The sequence below is a fragment of the Gimesia maris genome (assembly GCF_008298035.1).
GTDB lineage: Bacteria > Planctomycetota > Planctomycetia > Planctomycetales > Planctomycetaceae > Gimesia > Gimesia maris.
In genome coordinates, this window is sequence record NZ_CP042910.1 from 2,549,838 (window position 1) to 2,565,279 (window position 15,442).

The window sequence follows — 15,442 nt, forward strand, 5'->3', positions numbered from 1 at the left end:
TTATTTATACATACTTGAGCATATCGCATATTAATGATCGTTTAAAAAGTGGATTAGAAGATAGAGATTCGAAATGTCTCGACGTGGCAGAAATAAATCGGCATTTTCACTTTTTGTGTTTCAAGACATCATCATGTCTGTAACGGGCATCATGATTCTGATTACATTGATTCTCTCTCTGGAAATGATGGAACGCCAGGAAGAGTCTCCCCGGGAAAGAACCAGTGAGATTATTTCCCAACTCAAAGCAACTGTCGGTGAAGTCGAAGATCTGGAAAAACAGTTTAATGCTGGCAAGACCCAGTTGGCAGATCTGACTCGATTTTCCCCCTCTCATTTACAGACTCAAATCAGTCAGCTTACCAAGCTCACTGAAGTCTTACATACAGAAAATGAGAGCATTGCTGAGGATCAAAAGAAAACCGAACTTGTGAAAAATAAAGCAGTCGAACAACAAGACCAGCTTAGAACAGAACAGAAGACAATCGAGGAGATACATCAGCAGATCCAGAGTATGAACGAACAACTCGAGAAAATGAAACAGGAAAATCGTGTTATTTTTAATTCTGCTGAAGGCTCGTCAAAAACCCCCTGGCTTGTTGAACTCACTGCAGGCAACATCAGTGTGGCTGAAATGGGAAAAACTCAGGTGCCGTTTCATTTTTCTGATGTGAATGGCTTCGAGGACTGGCTAACAGGCAGAAATCCGGGAACTCAGTATTTTGTTTTATTGATTAAACCGGATGGTATCGAGCAGTTTAATTCCATCCTGCCTAAACTCAAAGAAAAGAATTATGATGTAGGCTTTGATTTACTCTCTGCAAACCAGAGTGCCATCGATCCTCAAACAGGCGCTGGGAGTGGGCTGGAATGAGTCGAGTAAGACGGGATAATAACGGCAGCAGCCTCGAATTATTATTAGATACCATTTGCAATACCTTTGGGGGGGTATTGTTTATTTCGATCCTGGTAGTAATCCTGATCAACATGTCCAGCGATTCTGCCCGGAGCAGGCCTCCCGATGAGATAGCACAGACTGAACTCATGGAAATGCAGCTTGAGTTGCAGAAATCACAGGATCGAATCCAGAAACTGCAGCATGTAATCGAGCAGCAGCAAAGCATTGAAAAACAATTTGTCGATCCTGACACGAAAAATCTTATTCGTAACTGGACGCAACTCAACGCAGAAGTAACCCGTCTGGCTGAAAGTAAAGAGCAGACACTAAGTAATATCAGTGAAGATCAGGTACTGATCAACAGAGTTGCCGCCGAGTCAAAACAAAGTGCTGACGCGCTCGCCAGTGCTAAAGAGAAATATTCTTCTCTGCAAAGCAAACTCCGACTGGAAGTTGAATCGCGATCTCAGACTGCCAAACTGCCGAAGTTGCGAAAAACTGACAAAAACGAAATGGTGTTTTTTCTGCACAAGCAATATTTCTCTTCTTACGCACGAAAGATGGGAGAAGGCATATACGTTCCCAACACGAATGAAGTCGTTGAGAAAACGGGCCTGCAAGGGGATTATATTGAACCTGTTCCCTCGGCAGGCATAAAGATTTCTTCAGACGACAACTCCGTTCAGGAAGCACTTGAAAAACGACTGTCTGACTTTAATCCTGATCAGCACTACATCGCTGTTTTTGTCTCTCCCGATTCGTTTGAACAATTTGCAGTTTTAAAAAACCTGATGGTTAAAAAAGGATTTGAATACCGGCTGGAACCATACACGTCAGATCAAAAAGTGTATATCGGTCCTGCTCAAAATGCTAAAAATGTTCAATAGGCATCAGAAAGCTCACCATTGAACAGCAAATGTACGCTTCAATTGAAAGGAACGCTATGAGCTTCGATGTCTTTCTACTCAGTTGCAGCAGGACGGGCAAAACAAACTCCCGGCCCAACCCGTTTACAGGCCAACTCATGGAGGTGCCTGTAATGGCCCCGATGGATGCGGCGGTCGCGGAACTGATCCGGAAACGACTTGTTGAGCTGGGGACCGAGGTCGATGCAAACGGTAGTGCAACGCTCCAACTGCCGGATGGAGGGCATGCTGAGATCAATGCTTCCGAGCTGTTTTGCCAGGAAGAGTGCACTTCGCTCGCTCTGAACGTCTACTCAAATTCATCCAGCATGGTTGATCTTATCTATGAAATCAGTAATACAGCTGGATTTGCCATTCAGGCAGCAATGGAGGATTCGCGGGCGATTGTCACCAGGCCTGCGCTGCTGAGTTCTGCTCGAGAAATATTTGGGGAGGCCTGTGTGTCAGCAACCCCAGACCAGCTCCAGACACTGCTGGCTGAGGGGTTCTCGGACTTTGAGTCATACAGGGACAAATAAAGTTTGCTACCCCCGTTTTAGTTCCCCTCTGGGGCGTCTGTTTTGCCTTGCCCCGTGAGGCCCAGTCGGCTCAGCATGGGGCCGATAGTCAGGCCGCCGACGAGGATTGAGAAGGCGACGACGACGTAGGTCATGGTCAGGACGAGTTCGCCGACGTTGTCGTACTGCGATTGCCGAGCGTGGATCTCTTCCTTGAGCGAGAGGGCGAGGGCCACACTGATCCCGCCGCGCAGGCCGCCCCAGGTCATGACCTTGATTGCGTGGGGTGTGAATTCCCGGCCGGTCGCCTTCTTCAGGGCGGTTATTACCGTGCCCACGGAGAGGAACCGCGCCAGCAGCACCGCGGGGATTGCCAGCGCCCCGGCCAGCAGATATTTCTCCTGGAACGACAACACCAGGACCTCCAGCCCGATCAGCACAAACAGCACCGCGTTCAGAAGTTCGTCCACCAGCTCCCAGAAAGTGTCCAGGTGCTCGCGTGTTTTGTCAGACATCGCCAGCGTTCTGCCATGGTTCCCCAGGATCAGCCCCGCGACCACCATCGCCAACGGCCCCGACAGATGCAGCTTCATCGCCAGTGCATACCCGCCCGTCACCATCGCCAGCGAAATCAAAATCTCCGTCGCGTAGTGATCAATGGATCGTAACATCAAGAACGCGAGCAGACCCAGCACAAAGCCCAGCGCAATTCCGCCGCCGGCTTCGAGGGCAAAGAGCTTCGCGACGTCGCTTGCGTTCGTCTCCGTCACCTCGCTGCCTGCTTGAACATCGTGCGCATGCTCTTGTTCGCTCTGCTGAACGACGCGATTGGACTCATCTGGCTGATTTATGTCTGCAGGCGACTCACCATGTCCGCCCAACCCCGCGATGCCCAGGAGCGCAATAAACACCACCACGCCCACGCCATCATTAAACAGCGACTCGCCTGCGATCTTGGTCTCCAGCGACTTGGGAGCACCGAGACTCTTGAAGATCCCCAGGACCGCGATCGGGTCGGTGGGGGCGACGATCGAGCCGAAGATCAGGCAGTAGATGAAGCGGACCTCGATGCCGAGCCAGCCGGTGATGACCCAGGTGAGCCCGCCGACGATGAACGTCGTTGCGAGGACACCGATGGTCGCCAGCAGGACAATGACCGCGGTTTGTTTCTTAAGGTCGTTGAGATTCACATGCAACGCCCCGGCAAAGAGCAGGTAACCGAGCATGCCCTGCATCAGCGTCTGGTCGAAGTCGATCGAGCCGATGAGTGTCTCGGCCGCGGTGAGCACGCTCACCCCCGGTACGATCCGATCAATCAGCAGCAGGGCGACTGCATGCAGCATGGCCAGCAGCATCAGGCCTACCGTTGTCGGCAGCTTGAGCAGTTTGTGGTTAATGTATGCGAAGGCCGCTGCGAGGGCCACGAGGATGCCGGCAATATCGAAGAAATTCATAGCCATTATTATCCATAATTCGCCCGGAAGAAAAAGGGGCAGGCCTTTGTTGCGAGGGGTGATCGTCCACCAGGCTGAGTGGATGCCAAAACCACCTCGTGCTGAGGAAGCGGGAGGGCTTTACCATGCCCTGAATCGTTCCCCAACTTAACATCGCGTCCCACCCGTGTCTAACCAGTTGCGAATTTTTCTGGATTTTTTCTTCTCCCTGCTGCTGGAGACCACAAATCGGTCCCCGTCGATTTGTATTTAAGCGGCGAACGCTGATTCTGCGCAGACTCTCCGCGCCGATTTCAGTGATGTGAGGGCAGGTGTCCCAGGATGTGTATCGCAAGGATTAGAGGGCGGAACAACCTCCATTATCCTGCTCGTTAGCGCTACTCATTCGCTCACCGGACACCCCGGGCACCTGAAGCTGCAACAACCACAAGATATAAAATAATTGGCATGGATGCATACAGTATCACGCCAGTCACGCCCAGCGAAATCATGAACCGCTTTGAGGCGTACCTGCGGTGACATCGAATCATTCCGAATGGCGTGACAAAGCTCAGGACGATCGGGAGCGGATGCGTTTCGGGGGCAATGAACAAAGTTTTCAATGCAATTCTGCGAAGTCAGTCACGAACTCGACCTGTCGTGAATTCAGGTCCGTTCTCACAGTAAATCTGATCAGGGAACACGTTAAGGGGGGCAGCTGCAAGCCGTCTTTGTCGTGCAGGTGCATCTGCTGTTTGCCGCGATTTTCGACGGCGTTCCTTTCGAGTCCGACGACGGCGCGAAAACCTTTCTGCAGGGGAAAACACTGTTTTCTGATTATCAACTCAAGCAGCAGTTTCAGGACCAGGATCAAACACTGGACATCGAGGTTCCTGCCGGTAAGTGATTTATGAAATTGGAATCTTTCTCAGAAAGGATTCCCTCGCAATTATTTTCGCGTGAGTTTCCAGACGTCTGATTGGAAATTATTGCCGGTGACCATCCAGAGTGCATCGTCAAATACGAAAACGCTGGCGGCGTGGCGAGGGTTCCAGGGAGTATTCGGCAGTTCATACCAGTTTACGCCGTCGTCTGAATACCAGACATCGTTTCGGTTGCCACCCTGTCCGTTGTAACCTTCCATGACCCACATGCGACCATCAAACACAGCCACATCGTGATACTGTCGAGGGAACCAGGGGGCCGCCGCAGTATGTTCCTTCCAGGTGACTCCGTCGGCAGAACTCCAGACATCGTTATAGAATTCGCGCGTGGGGGTGGTCGGTGTATCGTAGGTTCCCCCTCCCAGAATCCACATGCGATCCTTGAAGACGACATTACCGCCGATCATGCCGCGTGCCGACCAGCAGGGCTCTTTCGGTTTCACCTCTTTCCAGTGAATGCCGTCAGTGGAATTCCACTGATCACGGTAAAAGATTTCGTCTGCAGGAGCGAAGGCGGGCATGGTCTGTCCGCCGATGACCCAGATTTTATCTTTGAATGTCAACGTGTAATGCAGGGCCCGCGGTGCCCAGGGGGGCGCCTGGGGGCTGAGGCGATTCCAGGTTTTTCCGTCCGTCGAATTCCAGACGTCGCTCTGATAATGTCCCTGATTTGCATCGCCTCCCACGATCCACATTTTGTTTTGAAAAACGGTGTACCCGGCTGTGTGACGGCCTTCCCAGTCCTGTAGGGGATCGAAGTTTTTATCGAGGTACGTGTTTTCTTTGATCAGGTTCCAGTGCATGCCGTCAGTTGAATTCCAGACTTCATTATTGCAGATGCGCGGGAAGTAGGTTTTATCTTGTGGATTCCAGCCACCCAGCAGCCACATTTTATCCTTGTAGACCAGGGCGCCGGCACCGTCGCGGAATGCGAAGGGGGCTTTCATGGTAATGTTATTCCATTCGTAATTCGTCACTTTACGGCATGGTACGATTTTGAGAGAAACAGTTGACTGCTGTTTGCCGTCCGCGGTCTGCAGACGCAGCAGGCAGGTTTTTCCCGGTTGATTGGGAATCTCCCACAGATATTCTGATTCGGAAGCGGTCAGTTGTTTGATCGGAATCCAGCTTTGTCCCTGATCGAAGGAACTGGAAAGAGTCAGCTGGGATTCGGAAGCCGGGGATGAATCTGTCTGCCAGCGGATCCGGTGCAGACTTTCTGCAGCAAGCGGAGTTAGTTCTGCCGGTGCGAGAATTTTGATTTCATCGGCTCTGATTTCCTGGAGACCGACTGGATAACAGACAGCGAGTAACGCAATCAACGGCAGAGTGGTTCGGAGCATGGTTTTCCTCAAGGTCAATGATTCAAAGGGACAAAAATGATTTGTGAATGATGCGTTCCGTTTTTGCGACCGTGTAAAATGTCATTACGGGACGTCAGGCAGGTTCCACCTTAATCGGCAGCGTATCCGAATGAACGTTTTTCAGAACCGTATTCACCAGTGGGCTGCTGAACCCCGGGGCTTCAATTCTGATTTCATCCCCGGTTTCGTATTTCCAGTTGCGTGTCGAATGGCTCAGTTTACTGGTTCCCAGAAAATGCAAATGGACATCGCCGGGCTGTCGATGCTGAGGATATTTGAAATGATGATCTTCGCAGTTCTCCAGCGAATGGCACATGAACTCAGCGCCTGTTTTAAGGTCGCCGCTTTCATAGATAATCTTTCCTTCGCGGCGGACCGTGCAGCGGATGGTCAAATCAACAAAGTCAAAGTCGGTATTCAGCTCTGGACCGATCGCACAGGTTCGTAATTTGGAAGGGGCCAGGTAGAGATAATTGATGGTTTCCGTCTCGTGATCAGACCACTCGTTTCCCAGGACAAAACCGAGACGACGGGGAGTTCCATCAGGGGCAATCACATAACAGCCGACAATTTCCGGCTCTTCACCACCGTCCAGCGCAAAGCCGGGAATGTCTAACCGGTCTCGCTGACCGCGGAGTATGGTGCCGTTCCCTTTGTAAAACCATTCCGGAGAGACGCCCCGTTTTCCCGATGACGGTTTTCCCCCCGCGAGTCCCATGGCAAACATTTTGGCCGAATCCGTCTGGCTGGCATCCTCTGCATGCGCGTGCATCTGATCGCGAGACTGCATACTGCCGGTATGTGTCAATCCGGTTCCCGTTACCAGCAGGCAATGGGGGTCCGGGTGATCGACGGGCGGCAAGAGGTATGCGCTGTCTTCTCCAGGCGTCCCCTCCAGTAAATCGGAGTAAGAGTATCGCGTATTCCCCGGAGCAGTTGCTGCTTCTTTCTGAAACCGGGTGAAAGAGATCTGCTTTGCAAACGCGGTTTGAAACGCAGCGTATACACTCGTCAGACTGGAATCGCTGGAGGTCAGATCGATGACTGTTTCCTCTTCGATCACGCCAAGCCGACGGCCTTGTCCGGGGATCATAAATTGGACGACTCGCATGGGTTTTCTTTCTCAGGCTTGGATTTGGTTCGGTCTTCGTGGCTTGTGATTCGGTTAATCGGGAACCTGTTTTAAATCCGCGGCAACGCGGGCGGCCAGTTGATTGCTTTTTAACCAGGGAACATAAAATAAAACTCCTGAAAGCAGAATGACCGGCAGTAACATACCGACTTTCGTCCACTGTAACAGGGAGGCTGAAAACAAGGCAAATGTAGCCGACAGGCATAAGGCAATTCCTCCGATGGCCGCAAGCAGGTCCAGGCGGAATTCCTGTTTCTGAGTGGAAGTTTGAATCAATCCTTCCTGCTCGAGTTCAGACCTTATCCGACCCCAGAGTCCGGGGGGCTGTACCTGCAAGTAAAACCGCTTGAGATGGTCATCGGACTTCGGTTTGGCCAGGAAGGCCAAGCAGATGCTCCCTACTAACCCCACACTGAATAAAATCCCGGCAGGGTACCAGAATGGTTCGCGGATTTCCCAGACAAACCAGACCAGGTACGCCAGGGGGGCCGAGATCATGATGGCAAAGATTTCGCCCCAGACATTAAATCGCCACCAGAACCATCTCAACCAGGACAACGGTAACGCCGGAATAATCATCGCCGCATTGATGAACAGCACCCAGTTTCCAATTTCCTGAATCGAAAGCGCGAGACCGGTTGCCAGAATCATCATCAGAATCATGACGAGACGGGTCACCCAGATGTATTCCTGCTGGCTTTGCTCCGGTCGTATGTGACGGCGGTATAGATCATTAATAATGAAGGCAGATCCCCATTGCAGTAAGGTGTCGACCGTCGACATATAACCGGCGAGGACCGCTGCCAGCAACAGTCCGATAAACCCGGGGGCTTTATCGCCATAGCGTGCCACCATGTGCCCCCAGACTTCGACTGACGGAATTTCCTGTCCAGACGGAAGCAGCATTGCATCAGGTTGGGCCGGATCGACTGCCGGATAGAGGGCGATCGCCAGGAGACCCAAAGGCAGGATCGGCAGCATGCGGATTACGAGACTGAGCAGAGCGTTAAACATCTGTCCGAGTACGGCGTGCCGTTCATTTCGTGCCGCAAGGAATCGCTGTGCCGCCCAGCCTTCCCCCGCAAAAGGACTCCCGGCCATGAACAGTCCCATAATGATAATGGCAATCAGCGTGACCGGGTCGATGAAGGAATTGTCACCGGAGGAAGGGGGAATGATCTGCCAGAAATCAGCCGGTCGTTGAGTGAGTGCGCGTTCAACAATGCTCTCATAGCTGCCGAACTCCTGAATTCCAAAATAAAGGATCACAAACGAGGCGATAAAAAAGATAAAGAACTGCGGCACATCGTTATAGGCGGCACCGATCAACCCACTCATTAAAGTGTAAGCCAGAGTGATACCGCCAAATATCAGCGTGATGGTTAAAATGTCCCAGCCGACCAGAGGCGCCAGCAGCTGTGCGGTCATGGAGGCACCGTATCCCAGCAGAACAACGGCCCAGACCAGACAGGCATAAGCGCCATAGAAGCCGCGAAACCAGCCGGCTACCTTGCCGCTATAGCGAAATTCGATCAACTCTCCGGTTGTCACCAGTTGACTGCGGCGCCACATTTTAGCCCAGAAAATACAGACCAGCGGCATCCAGATGGACCACGAAATCCAGGCGATCTTATTCAAGTACATGAATCCGCCGAAGAAAAAGATCCAGACCCAGGCGCCCCCGGCATCAGAGTAGGTGGACACATTGGAAAAACCGATCACCCACCAGGGCAGGTTCCGATCCGCAATCAGAAATCCATCGGCTGACTGCGAAGCCCGTTTCGAGAAGTAAATTCCCACAGCCAGCATGGAAATCAGGTAGAGTCCCAATACCAGCCAGTCTGCAAGTTCCAGTGAGAATGAGACGCTTGCCAACAATTCACTCCTCATGTGAGATCACCTTTCGGAACGATTGATGTGGCGTCGGCGGCAGACAGCGGGCTTTGATCCAGCTTTAAGAGTCGGGCTGCGTTCTGATACAGGACATGATGCAAATCGTCCGGAGACAGGTCCGCTGCATAAACGTTATCGAGGCGCTCTGCGAGCAGGAGCCATTCAGCAATTCCGAAATCGCTGCCAAATAAAATTTTGTGACTGCCCGCTTCCTGGATCAGATACTGCAGATCTCCACAGCGCGGTCCGCATAAACAGGCATATAAATTAGGAATGTCCCGCAGCAACTGCCCGGCCGGATAAACATAATCGGCGAGGCCGACGTGTCCTAATACAATATCTGCTTCGGGAACCTGTCTGGCCAGATCGGCAATTTGAAATGTAGTGGCATAAGGGGGCGTGCCGTCATGAAACAACACGGGAACTTTATGCTCGGCAGCGCAGTGCAGGATGTCAATCATCGTTTCTTTGACCATGGACGGGGCAAACGATTGAATCCAGGAATGAAATTTCATGCCCCGAAAGCGGGGGTTCGACAGACAGCGTTCTGTCTCTTTGACGGCCTGTGCGCCCTGTTTGGGATCGACGGTGACGAAGGGAATCAGTCGATCCGGATAACGGTCGGCCCGTTTCAACAATAAGTCATTGTGCCGGGGGCAATCTTCGTAAAAACCCTGCATTGTAAAAATGCAGGCGATGTCCACGCCAGTTTTATCGAGGCCTGCGATGAAATCTTCACTGTTCATGAGTGAGTTTCCCAGCCAGGCTTCATCCAGATGTGTATGGAAATCAATAATGCTCATGTCAGGTGAAAAATCCTCTTCGCGTTGCCGGACAGAATGGATTCCCGCTGTGTTTCGGGCAAAGCGAGTCGTTCCAGAACTTTAAGCACCACCTGGATGGAATTGCGCGGCTCGGCACTGGCGAACAACAACCGTGAAGCGCCGGAACTCTCGAGAATACCCTGAACGGCTTCCCCCCAGAGCAGGGACGTATCCAGATAGAGATTTTCCGTCGCACTGAAAACTCCGGGCAGCTCGAACCACATATCGGCAAAACCACCGAAGCCGGCGATGAAATTCAGCGCAGGAAACTGGCGTGCCCGTTCCAGCACGGATAACACATCGGCATAGATATAGGTTCCCGTATGAAACATCACGGGCCATTGAAATTCTTCGGCCAGTTCCAATAACGGGGTAATCCGGGAATCGGTCGGGAAAAATCCCTGACGGGCCGGATTCAGAAACAGGCCGACGGCTCCCTGGTCGCGGCAGCGCTGCAGTTCTTCAAGGCAAAATTCCGGTCCCCACCAGGGATTGACGCTGACCATTGCCTTAATGCGGGGATGCGCCTTCAGGATGGTATCGTTACCTTCACGGTTGCGGACAATCAACTCTGCGCCCATCGGTCTGGCAATCGCGGTTTCGACACCATTCAGATCCATCCGTCTCAAGAGATCATCAGGTGTTAAAGACAGATGATCTTCGGTCCCTAACAGGACATGTGAGTCAACGATCGTCAGTTTAGTCATGAAGCGGCTCCACTCCAAATCCGGTGCCGAGAGGAGTCAACAGGCGACCGTTGTTTAATTCCAGTGCGGGAGACGTCGAAGAGGCTGTGTAAATCATCCCTGTCATCAGATCCGAAGCATATTCCTCAACAGGAAATGCGGTCAGACTGGCTGCCAGACAGACCATGGCGGCCTGACCGAGGTCGGTTTCCATATTCGAGCCGATCACGCAATACTTGCCTGCATTCTGAGCCGTTTGAGCCATCTTTAGTGAATTCGTGAAGCCCCCATTTTTTCCCGGGTACAACGAGAGCAGATCCATGGCGTCGCAGTCCAGAGCTTCTGCCAGTTCTCCCGGTGTGAAGATGCTTTCGTCGGCCAGGATCGGAACATCCACACGTTGTTTCACACGGGCCATCATGCCGATCCGATCCCGGGGCGTCGGTTGTTCAACAAGCGCCAGGTTAAATGGCAGTAGTTCCTCAATCGCGGCGACTGCCTGGTCTTCCGTTTGATAAGCACCGTTGGCATCAATGGTCAAAATCGGTTCCTTACCCAGTCGCTCCCGAACCGCTTTCAGGCGGGCGACATCATCCAGGCCTGGTACTCCCGTTTTGATTTTCAATGTTCGGATGCCCGCTTCCCACGATTCGACTGCCAGCCGCACGGTATCTTCCACGGAATAAGCGCCAATACTGAACCGGGTGGGAACCGATTCCACAGGTTTCCGATCGCCGATCAGCGCGCTGACTGGTTTTTCCTGGCGTCGGGCCCATAAGTCCCAGGCGGCGATATCGATACTGGCTTTCAGGAACGGGTTTCCCTGCAGAGCGCGATCCAGAATTGTCAGGATCTCACTCGGATGATCATAGTGGCTGCCTGTTAAGAGAGGTGTAATTCGATTTTGGACAATCCATAACCCGGTCTCGGCTGCTTCTCCGCTCCAGATCATGACAGTTGCCGCTTCACCGAATCCCTGGTTTTCCAGTTCATCCGTCAGGGTGATGATGAGGTAACGGGAGCGGTCATGGATTCCCAGGCTGGTGATGATAACACGATCCTGGTGCAGCGAATAGTTTGCGATTCTGGCTTCTACTTTTGTAATCTGAAATGGCATGCAGTGAGCTTTCAAGCGGGGATCTATTAAACGGGGCAGGTCAGTCTTCCAGCCCCAGAAGCGGCAGGGCATTACGAAAAAGCAATGATTCAATCTGCTCGGTATCGAGCCGGGGCAGGGCTGTTCCTTCCAGCATCAGATTGAGATTTCGCAAACCTTCAATGGATGCGTTGACTGTAGTAAAAGGATAGTCCGAACCAAACAGCAGTTTATCCCACACGCCGTATTCCTGCACGAGCATGAGGCTGTGGTACAGCTGAAACGGGCGATAATGGAGTGCGCTGATATCGGCATAAACGTGGGGGTGTTTGCGAATCACAACGACGGATTCCCCTTCATAAGGATGAGAGAGGTGTGCCATCACGATTCTAACTTCCGGAAACCGGATCGCCACCCGATCGATGTGTATTGGCAAGGTGCAATCCAGCGGCGCCTGAGCCACAAAGGTGGTGCCGGTATGTAACAGGACCGGCAGTTTATTTTGAGTGGCAAATTCCCAGAGCGGATCCAGAAGCCTGTCATCTGGACGAAAACCAGCATACATGGACAGTAATTTGATACCCTTTAGTCCTAAAACTTCGTATCCCTCTCGCATTTCATCCTGCCAGCCGGCTTGCGTCGGATCCAGCGACATGTAACCGATGAGAGTCTCCGGGTGTGCATTGACATAATCGGCCACATACCGGTCATCCACCCAGAGGCCGCTCAACCGCGCCTTACCTCCGAAAACAATGGTGCGTGTTTCTGCGGGAGCAGTATTCCGGTAGGCCTCGTATTCGACAGTCAAATCGAGTTCCACGCCCGCCTTGGCCCGTCGTGCCGCCTGCAGACGAAAATCGTCGTTGAAGTGGTCCGGAAATTTCCAGGCATGACTGTGAACATCGATAATCATCTTAGTTTCTTCCCCTGATGGCCACTGACAGAACATATCAAATCTATGAAAACAGACTGACGAATGCCAATCATTTCTGATGCTGATGCAGAAAGAGCTGGTCCGGCTTAATCTTCTCTAACGGCAGGCTGGATTCTTTTTCTGTTTCGACGATGACTTCTAACTGCAGAGGCGTTTCAGTAAAGGTCACGGTACCAAAGGCGATTCCCTGTGACGCATCCAAGGCAAACGCGGCCGGTTGCCCATTGACGAGCACTTTCAAAGCGGGTTGTCGGCAGTTGGCGATATAAATCGTCTCCTGCAAACCGGGGGGACCATCGATTTCGAATCGCAGTGATTTTTGAGCGGCATCCCATGACTCTGAAAGACGTTTCCCTCCCCAGAGGTGCATTGGATGCGAGTCTGAAACAGGTCGAAGATACAGGAGTCTGAGACTGCCCCCCGGAATCTCCAGATTGGATAAAGTGGAAGATACATCAGCTCCCGATGCGATTTTACTGGTATGCTGATTGACATCAAACACCAGATAGTTCTGGTCCTGTTTGACTTTGATCGCTTCCGGCTGATGGATCTCCAGTGAGGTTGTTTGAGATTCCGATGACATATTTGCAATGGGAATCAGATAGTCATTCCATGTTCGATTTCGATAGATGGTCGCGTAGGTTTGTGGTGTGGATGTGGAAAACTGTTTCCCCGATTCTGCGAAAATATAGGGCTGCGATTCATAAATTCCAAAGTTTGCCTGCGCGGTGCTGTAGGTGCGGATATAGAGCGACTCTTCGTCTGCAACCCCTTTTGCATACGGGAATTTTTTCGGATACAGTCGCCAGTCGAGGTAGCTGTACTGGCCGCCCCCTGTGAGCAGATCGTAGTTATACACAATGGCTGCAGAAGTCCGTGTGTTTTCGTCATCTCCCGGCCAGAGACAGCCTTGCCCGTTCAGGCTTTTGGTGATTCCAAAGAAGTTCCAGTAGTTTTCCAGTGAAGTAGAGCCATAACCTTCGCCATACAGGTGCATGTCGAAGGCACTCATGACAGGCAGCACCATGGCAGTGGTACAATGATCAATCAAGACTACGTGTGGGCATTTTTCCATCATGAGCTTGCGGCGTCGCCAGCTGACCTCATGCAGTTCAATCAGGCTGTCGTAGACGGGATGCGGGTGCTGATGTTCCTGGTGCAACGGACAACTGGGATAAGCCAGATTGTCATCAACATAGATGCCATCAACGGCGAATTTATCCAGCATTTCGGAAATGGTTTTCAGACGATATTCGGCCAGTCCATTGGGAGAGGAGAGACAGGTAGCGGTCATATTACAATACGAGTCCATGTGCGGCTGGTAGTGGCCGCCGTAGTTAAACCCCTGCCAGAGCTTCCACTGATTCTGCTCCCGCATTTTCTGGACCCCCTCCGAACTCTCATACATCATGTCTGCCATGGTGCACCAGATGAACAACATGCCCGCATCGTGGACCTGTTGAATGACACGCTTCATCTCACCGGCAGGAGGCCGCGGTTTGCCGGGAGTTCCCGGACGATGCATTTGAAACAGGGTAAATCCCAGCCGTGCCGCGTCCAGAATTTCCTGATGCGTCGGGTAAGGATGCTTTTGATCCCCGGCCCAGGTAAACATTCGCAGGCCGCTGTTGCGCGGGTGGGGCACCCGATTCGGTGCCAGGCTGAGTCCCGTGCGGAACGTCAATTCTTCTCCGGATTTAATAAGATAGGGCTTTGCCCCTTCGCTGATGTTGATGATGTTCTGCTCCAGCACCACATCTGCAGTGACACCGTCATTTTCAGTGATGTTTAATGCCGCTGTCGGCAGGCCGGCTTTAGAAAGATGTGTGGCACCACTGTCGGTAAACAGGGCCAGAGCCGCTTCAGGGCTGAATACTTCGAGGCACGAGGTGAGAGTTGTCAGGGGCAGTGCTTTTCCCGTGGGGGGCAATGAGCCACTTTGCGAGCCCATTCCATGTTGATCTCGGCGTTTATGCAGATAGCTGTGGAATTTCCCCTTCGCTGACAGGCGGCTACTTACGTTTCGATGGATGACCAGATCCTGCTTCGGCTGCAGCGTTACATTCGATACGACGACACCATCATCAAAAAAAGTTGACTGAAGAGTATAAGGGATCGCGCTGCTGTTGTTCGCCTGTGGTTTCAGGAGTCCGGTTGTTTTCAGGATGACCTGATGCTGACTTTTGAATTCCAGTACGGTCTTACCGCTATTCTGTTTTGCGCTCAACCGGTAATCATCCAGAATCAGATCAACGGGTTCACTGAGCTGAATGACTTTCTCGTCGTCGCGACGGACCTCAAGATTGGTAATGCAGCCGGTATTTGGATCAACCAGATATTCAAACACAGGGCCTTTGAGATGGATGCCGACCGAATCGACTTTATAGCTCAGTGACTCTTCAGGCAGGGGTTCTCTCAATACGGAGCGAAAGGGCTGGCTGACCTGCTTTTCTGCTGCCTTTGTACTGGCATTCAAAGTCACAAACATCAGGACAATAAGTGCGGCAGTGTAGAGGGGAACTCTGAGAGAATTGCAAGAGGACACAGTATTGATCCTTGTGTTTTGGTGGTGGCCTTAAGTGTATTCGTGTTGCGGCATATGGGTATATTACGGTCTTTTAATTTACATTTGTTAATTTAAATGCGGTTAAGGTGTTTGTCAATGTTTTGTGGGTTAAATTTGTTGGTGCGTGGTAAGATTTATTAATCAGTGTCGTTGTTTGTGAATCCTGTGGCTTGATGCGACTCGTATATCAGACATTTTTATTGGGGAGCACAGTTTAAAATACCGGCATTTTAAACACGTACCTCTGGC

13 protein-coding genes are annotated in these 15,442 nt (G+C 51.8%); 4 read left to right on the plus strand and 9 right to left on the minus strand.

Annotated elements, in window-relative coordinates; translation table 11 throughout:
• Positions 1-73 precede the first annotated feature (73 nt).
• Genes GmarT_RS09465 through GmarT_RS09475 form a run of 3 tightly spaced genes read left to right on the plus strand, consistent with a single transcriptional unit; the run spans position 74 to position 2,342 of the window.
• Complete coding sequence (locus tag GmarT_RS09465; protein ID WP_002648412.1) at positions 74-874, plus strand: hypothetical protein; 801 nt, start codon at positions 74-76, stop codon at positions 872-874.
• Positions 871-1,785 (plus strand): hypothetical protein, encoded by a 915-nt coding sequence (locus GmarT_RS09470; RefSeq protein WP_002648411.1) that lies wholly within the window; start codon positions 871-873, stop codon positions 1,783-1,785. Before GmarT_RS09465 ends, GmarT_RS09470 begins: the two co-directional genes overlap by 4 nt.
• Before the next feature lie 56 nt (positions 1,786-1,841).
• On the plus strand, positions 1,842-2,342 hold the full coding sequence (locus tag GmarT_RS09475) for a hypothetical protein (RefSeq protein WP_149302573.1): 501 nt from the start codon (positions 1,842-1,844) through the stop codon (positions 2,340-2,342).
• 17 nt (positions 2,343-2,359) lie between these two features.
• On the opposite strand, the gene GmarT_RS09480 is transcribed toward GmarT_RS09475, so the two are convergent.
• Positions 2,360-3,775 (minus strand): cation:proton antiporter, encoded by a 1,416-nt coding sequence (locus GmarT_RS09480; protein ID WP_002648409.1) that lies wholly within the window; start codon positions 3,773-3,775, stop codon positions 2,360-2,362.
• Positions 3,776-4,490: 715 nt separating this feature from the next.
• Here GmarT_RS09480 and GmarT_RS29455 point away from each other — a divergent pair.
• Complete coding sequence (locus GmarT_RS29455) at positions 4,491-4,661, plus strand: hypothetical protein (protein WP_002648407.1); 171 nt, start codon at positions 4,491-4,493, stop codon at positions 4,659-4,661.
• Positions 4,662-4,703: 42 nt separating this feature from the next.
• Here the strand turns inward: GmarT_RS29455 and GmarT_RS09485 are convergent, their stop codons facing one another.
• The 8 genes from GmarT_RS09485 to GmarT_RS09520 form a co-directional block, all read right to left on the minus strand.
• Entirely contained in the window at positions 4,704-6,041 is a 1,338-nt protein-coding gene (locus GmarT_RS09485; protein ID WP_002648406.1) for a Kelch repeat-containing protein, read from the minus strand.
• A gap of 94 nt (positions 6,042-6,135) precedes the next feature.
• Complete coding sequence (araD1, locus tag GmarT_RS09490) at positions 6,136-7,173, minus strand: AraD1 family protein (protein WP_002648405.1); 1,038 nt, start codon at positions 7,171-7,173, stop codon at positions 6,136-6,138.
• Between the two features lie 54 nt (positions 7,174-7,227).
• Positions 7,228-9,069 (minus strand): sodium:solute symporter family transporter, encoded by a 1,842-nt coding sequence (locus GmarT_RS09495; RefSeq protein ID WP_198139442.1) that lies wholly within the window; start codon positions 9,067-9,069, stop codon positions 7,228-7,230.
• A gap of 11 nt (positions 9,070-9,080) precedes the next feature.
• Positions 9,081-9,890, minus strand: a complete 810-nt coding sequence (locus GmarT_RS09500; protein ID WP_002648402.1) for an amidohydrolase family protein — start codon at positions 9,888-9,890, stop codon at positions 9,081-9,083.
• Positions 9,887-10,618, minus strand: a complete 732-nt coding sequence (locus GmarT_RS09505) for an amidohydrolase family protein (RefSeq protein ID WP_002648401.1) — start codon at positions 10,616-10,618, stop codon at positions 9,887-9,889. Before GmarT_RS09505 ends, GmarT_RS09500 begins: the two co-directional genes overlap by 4 nt.
• Entirely contained in the window at positions 10,611-11,714 is a 1,104-nt protein-coding gene (locus GmarT_RS09510) for a mandelate racemase/muconate lactonizing enzyme family protein (protein WP_002648400.1), read from the minus strand. The genes GmarT_RS09505 and GmarT_RS09510 overlap by 8 nt, the downstream gene beginning before the upstream one ends.
• 40 nt (positions 11,715-11,754) lie before the next feature.
• A complete protein-coding gene (locus tag GmarT_RS09515) occupies positions 11,755-12,606 on the minus strand; it encodes an amidohydrolase family protein (protein WP_044239577.1) in 852 nt (283 codons plus the stop codon).
• A 70-nt stretch (positions 12,607-12,676) separates the two neighbouring features.
• Complete coding sequence (locus tag GmarT_RS09520; protein ID WP_149302576.1) at positions 12,677-15,172, minus strand: hypothetical protein; 2,496 nt, start codon at positions 15,170-15,172, stop codon at positions 12,677-12,679.
• Positions 15,173-15,442 lie beyond the last annotated feature (270 nt).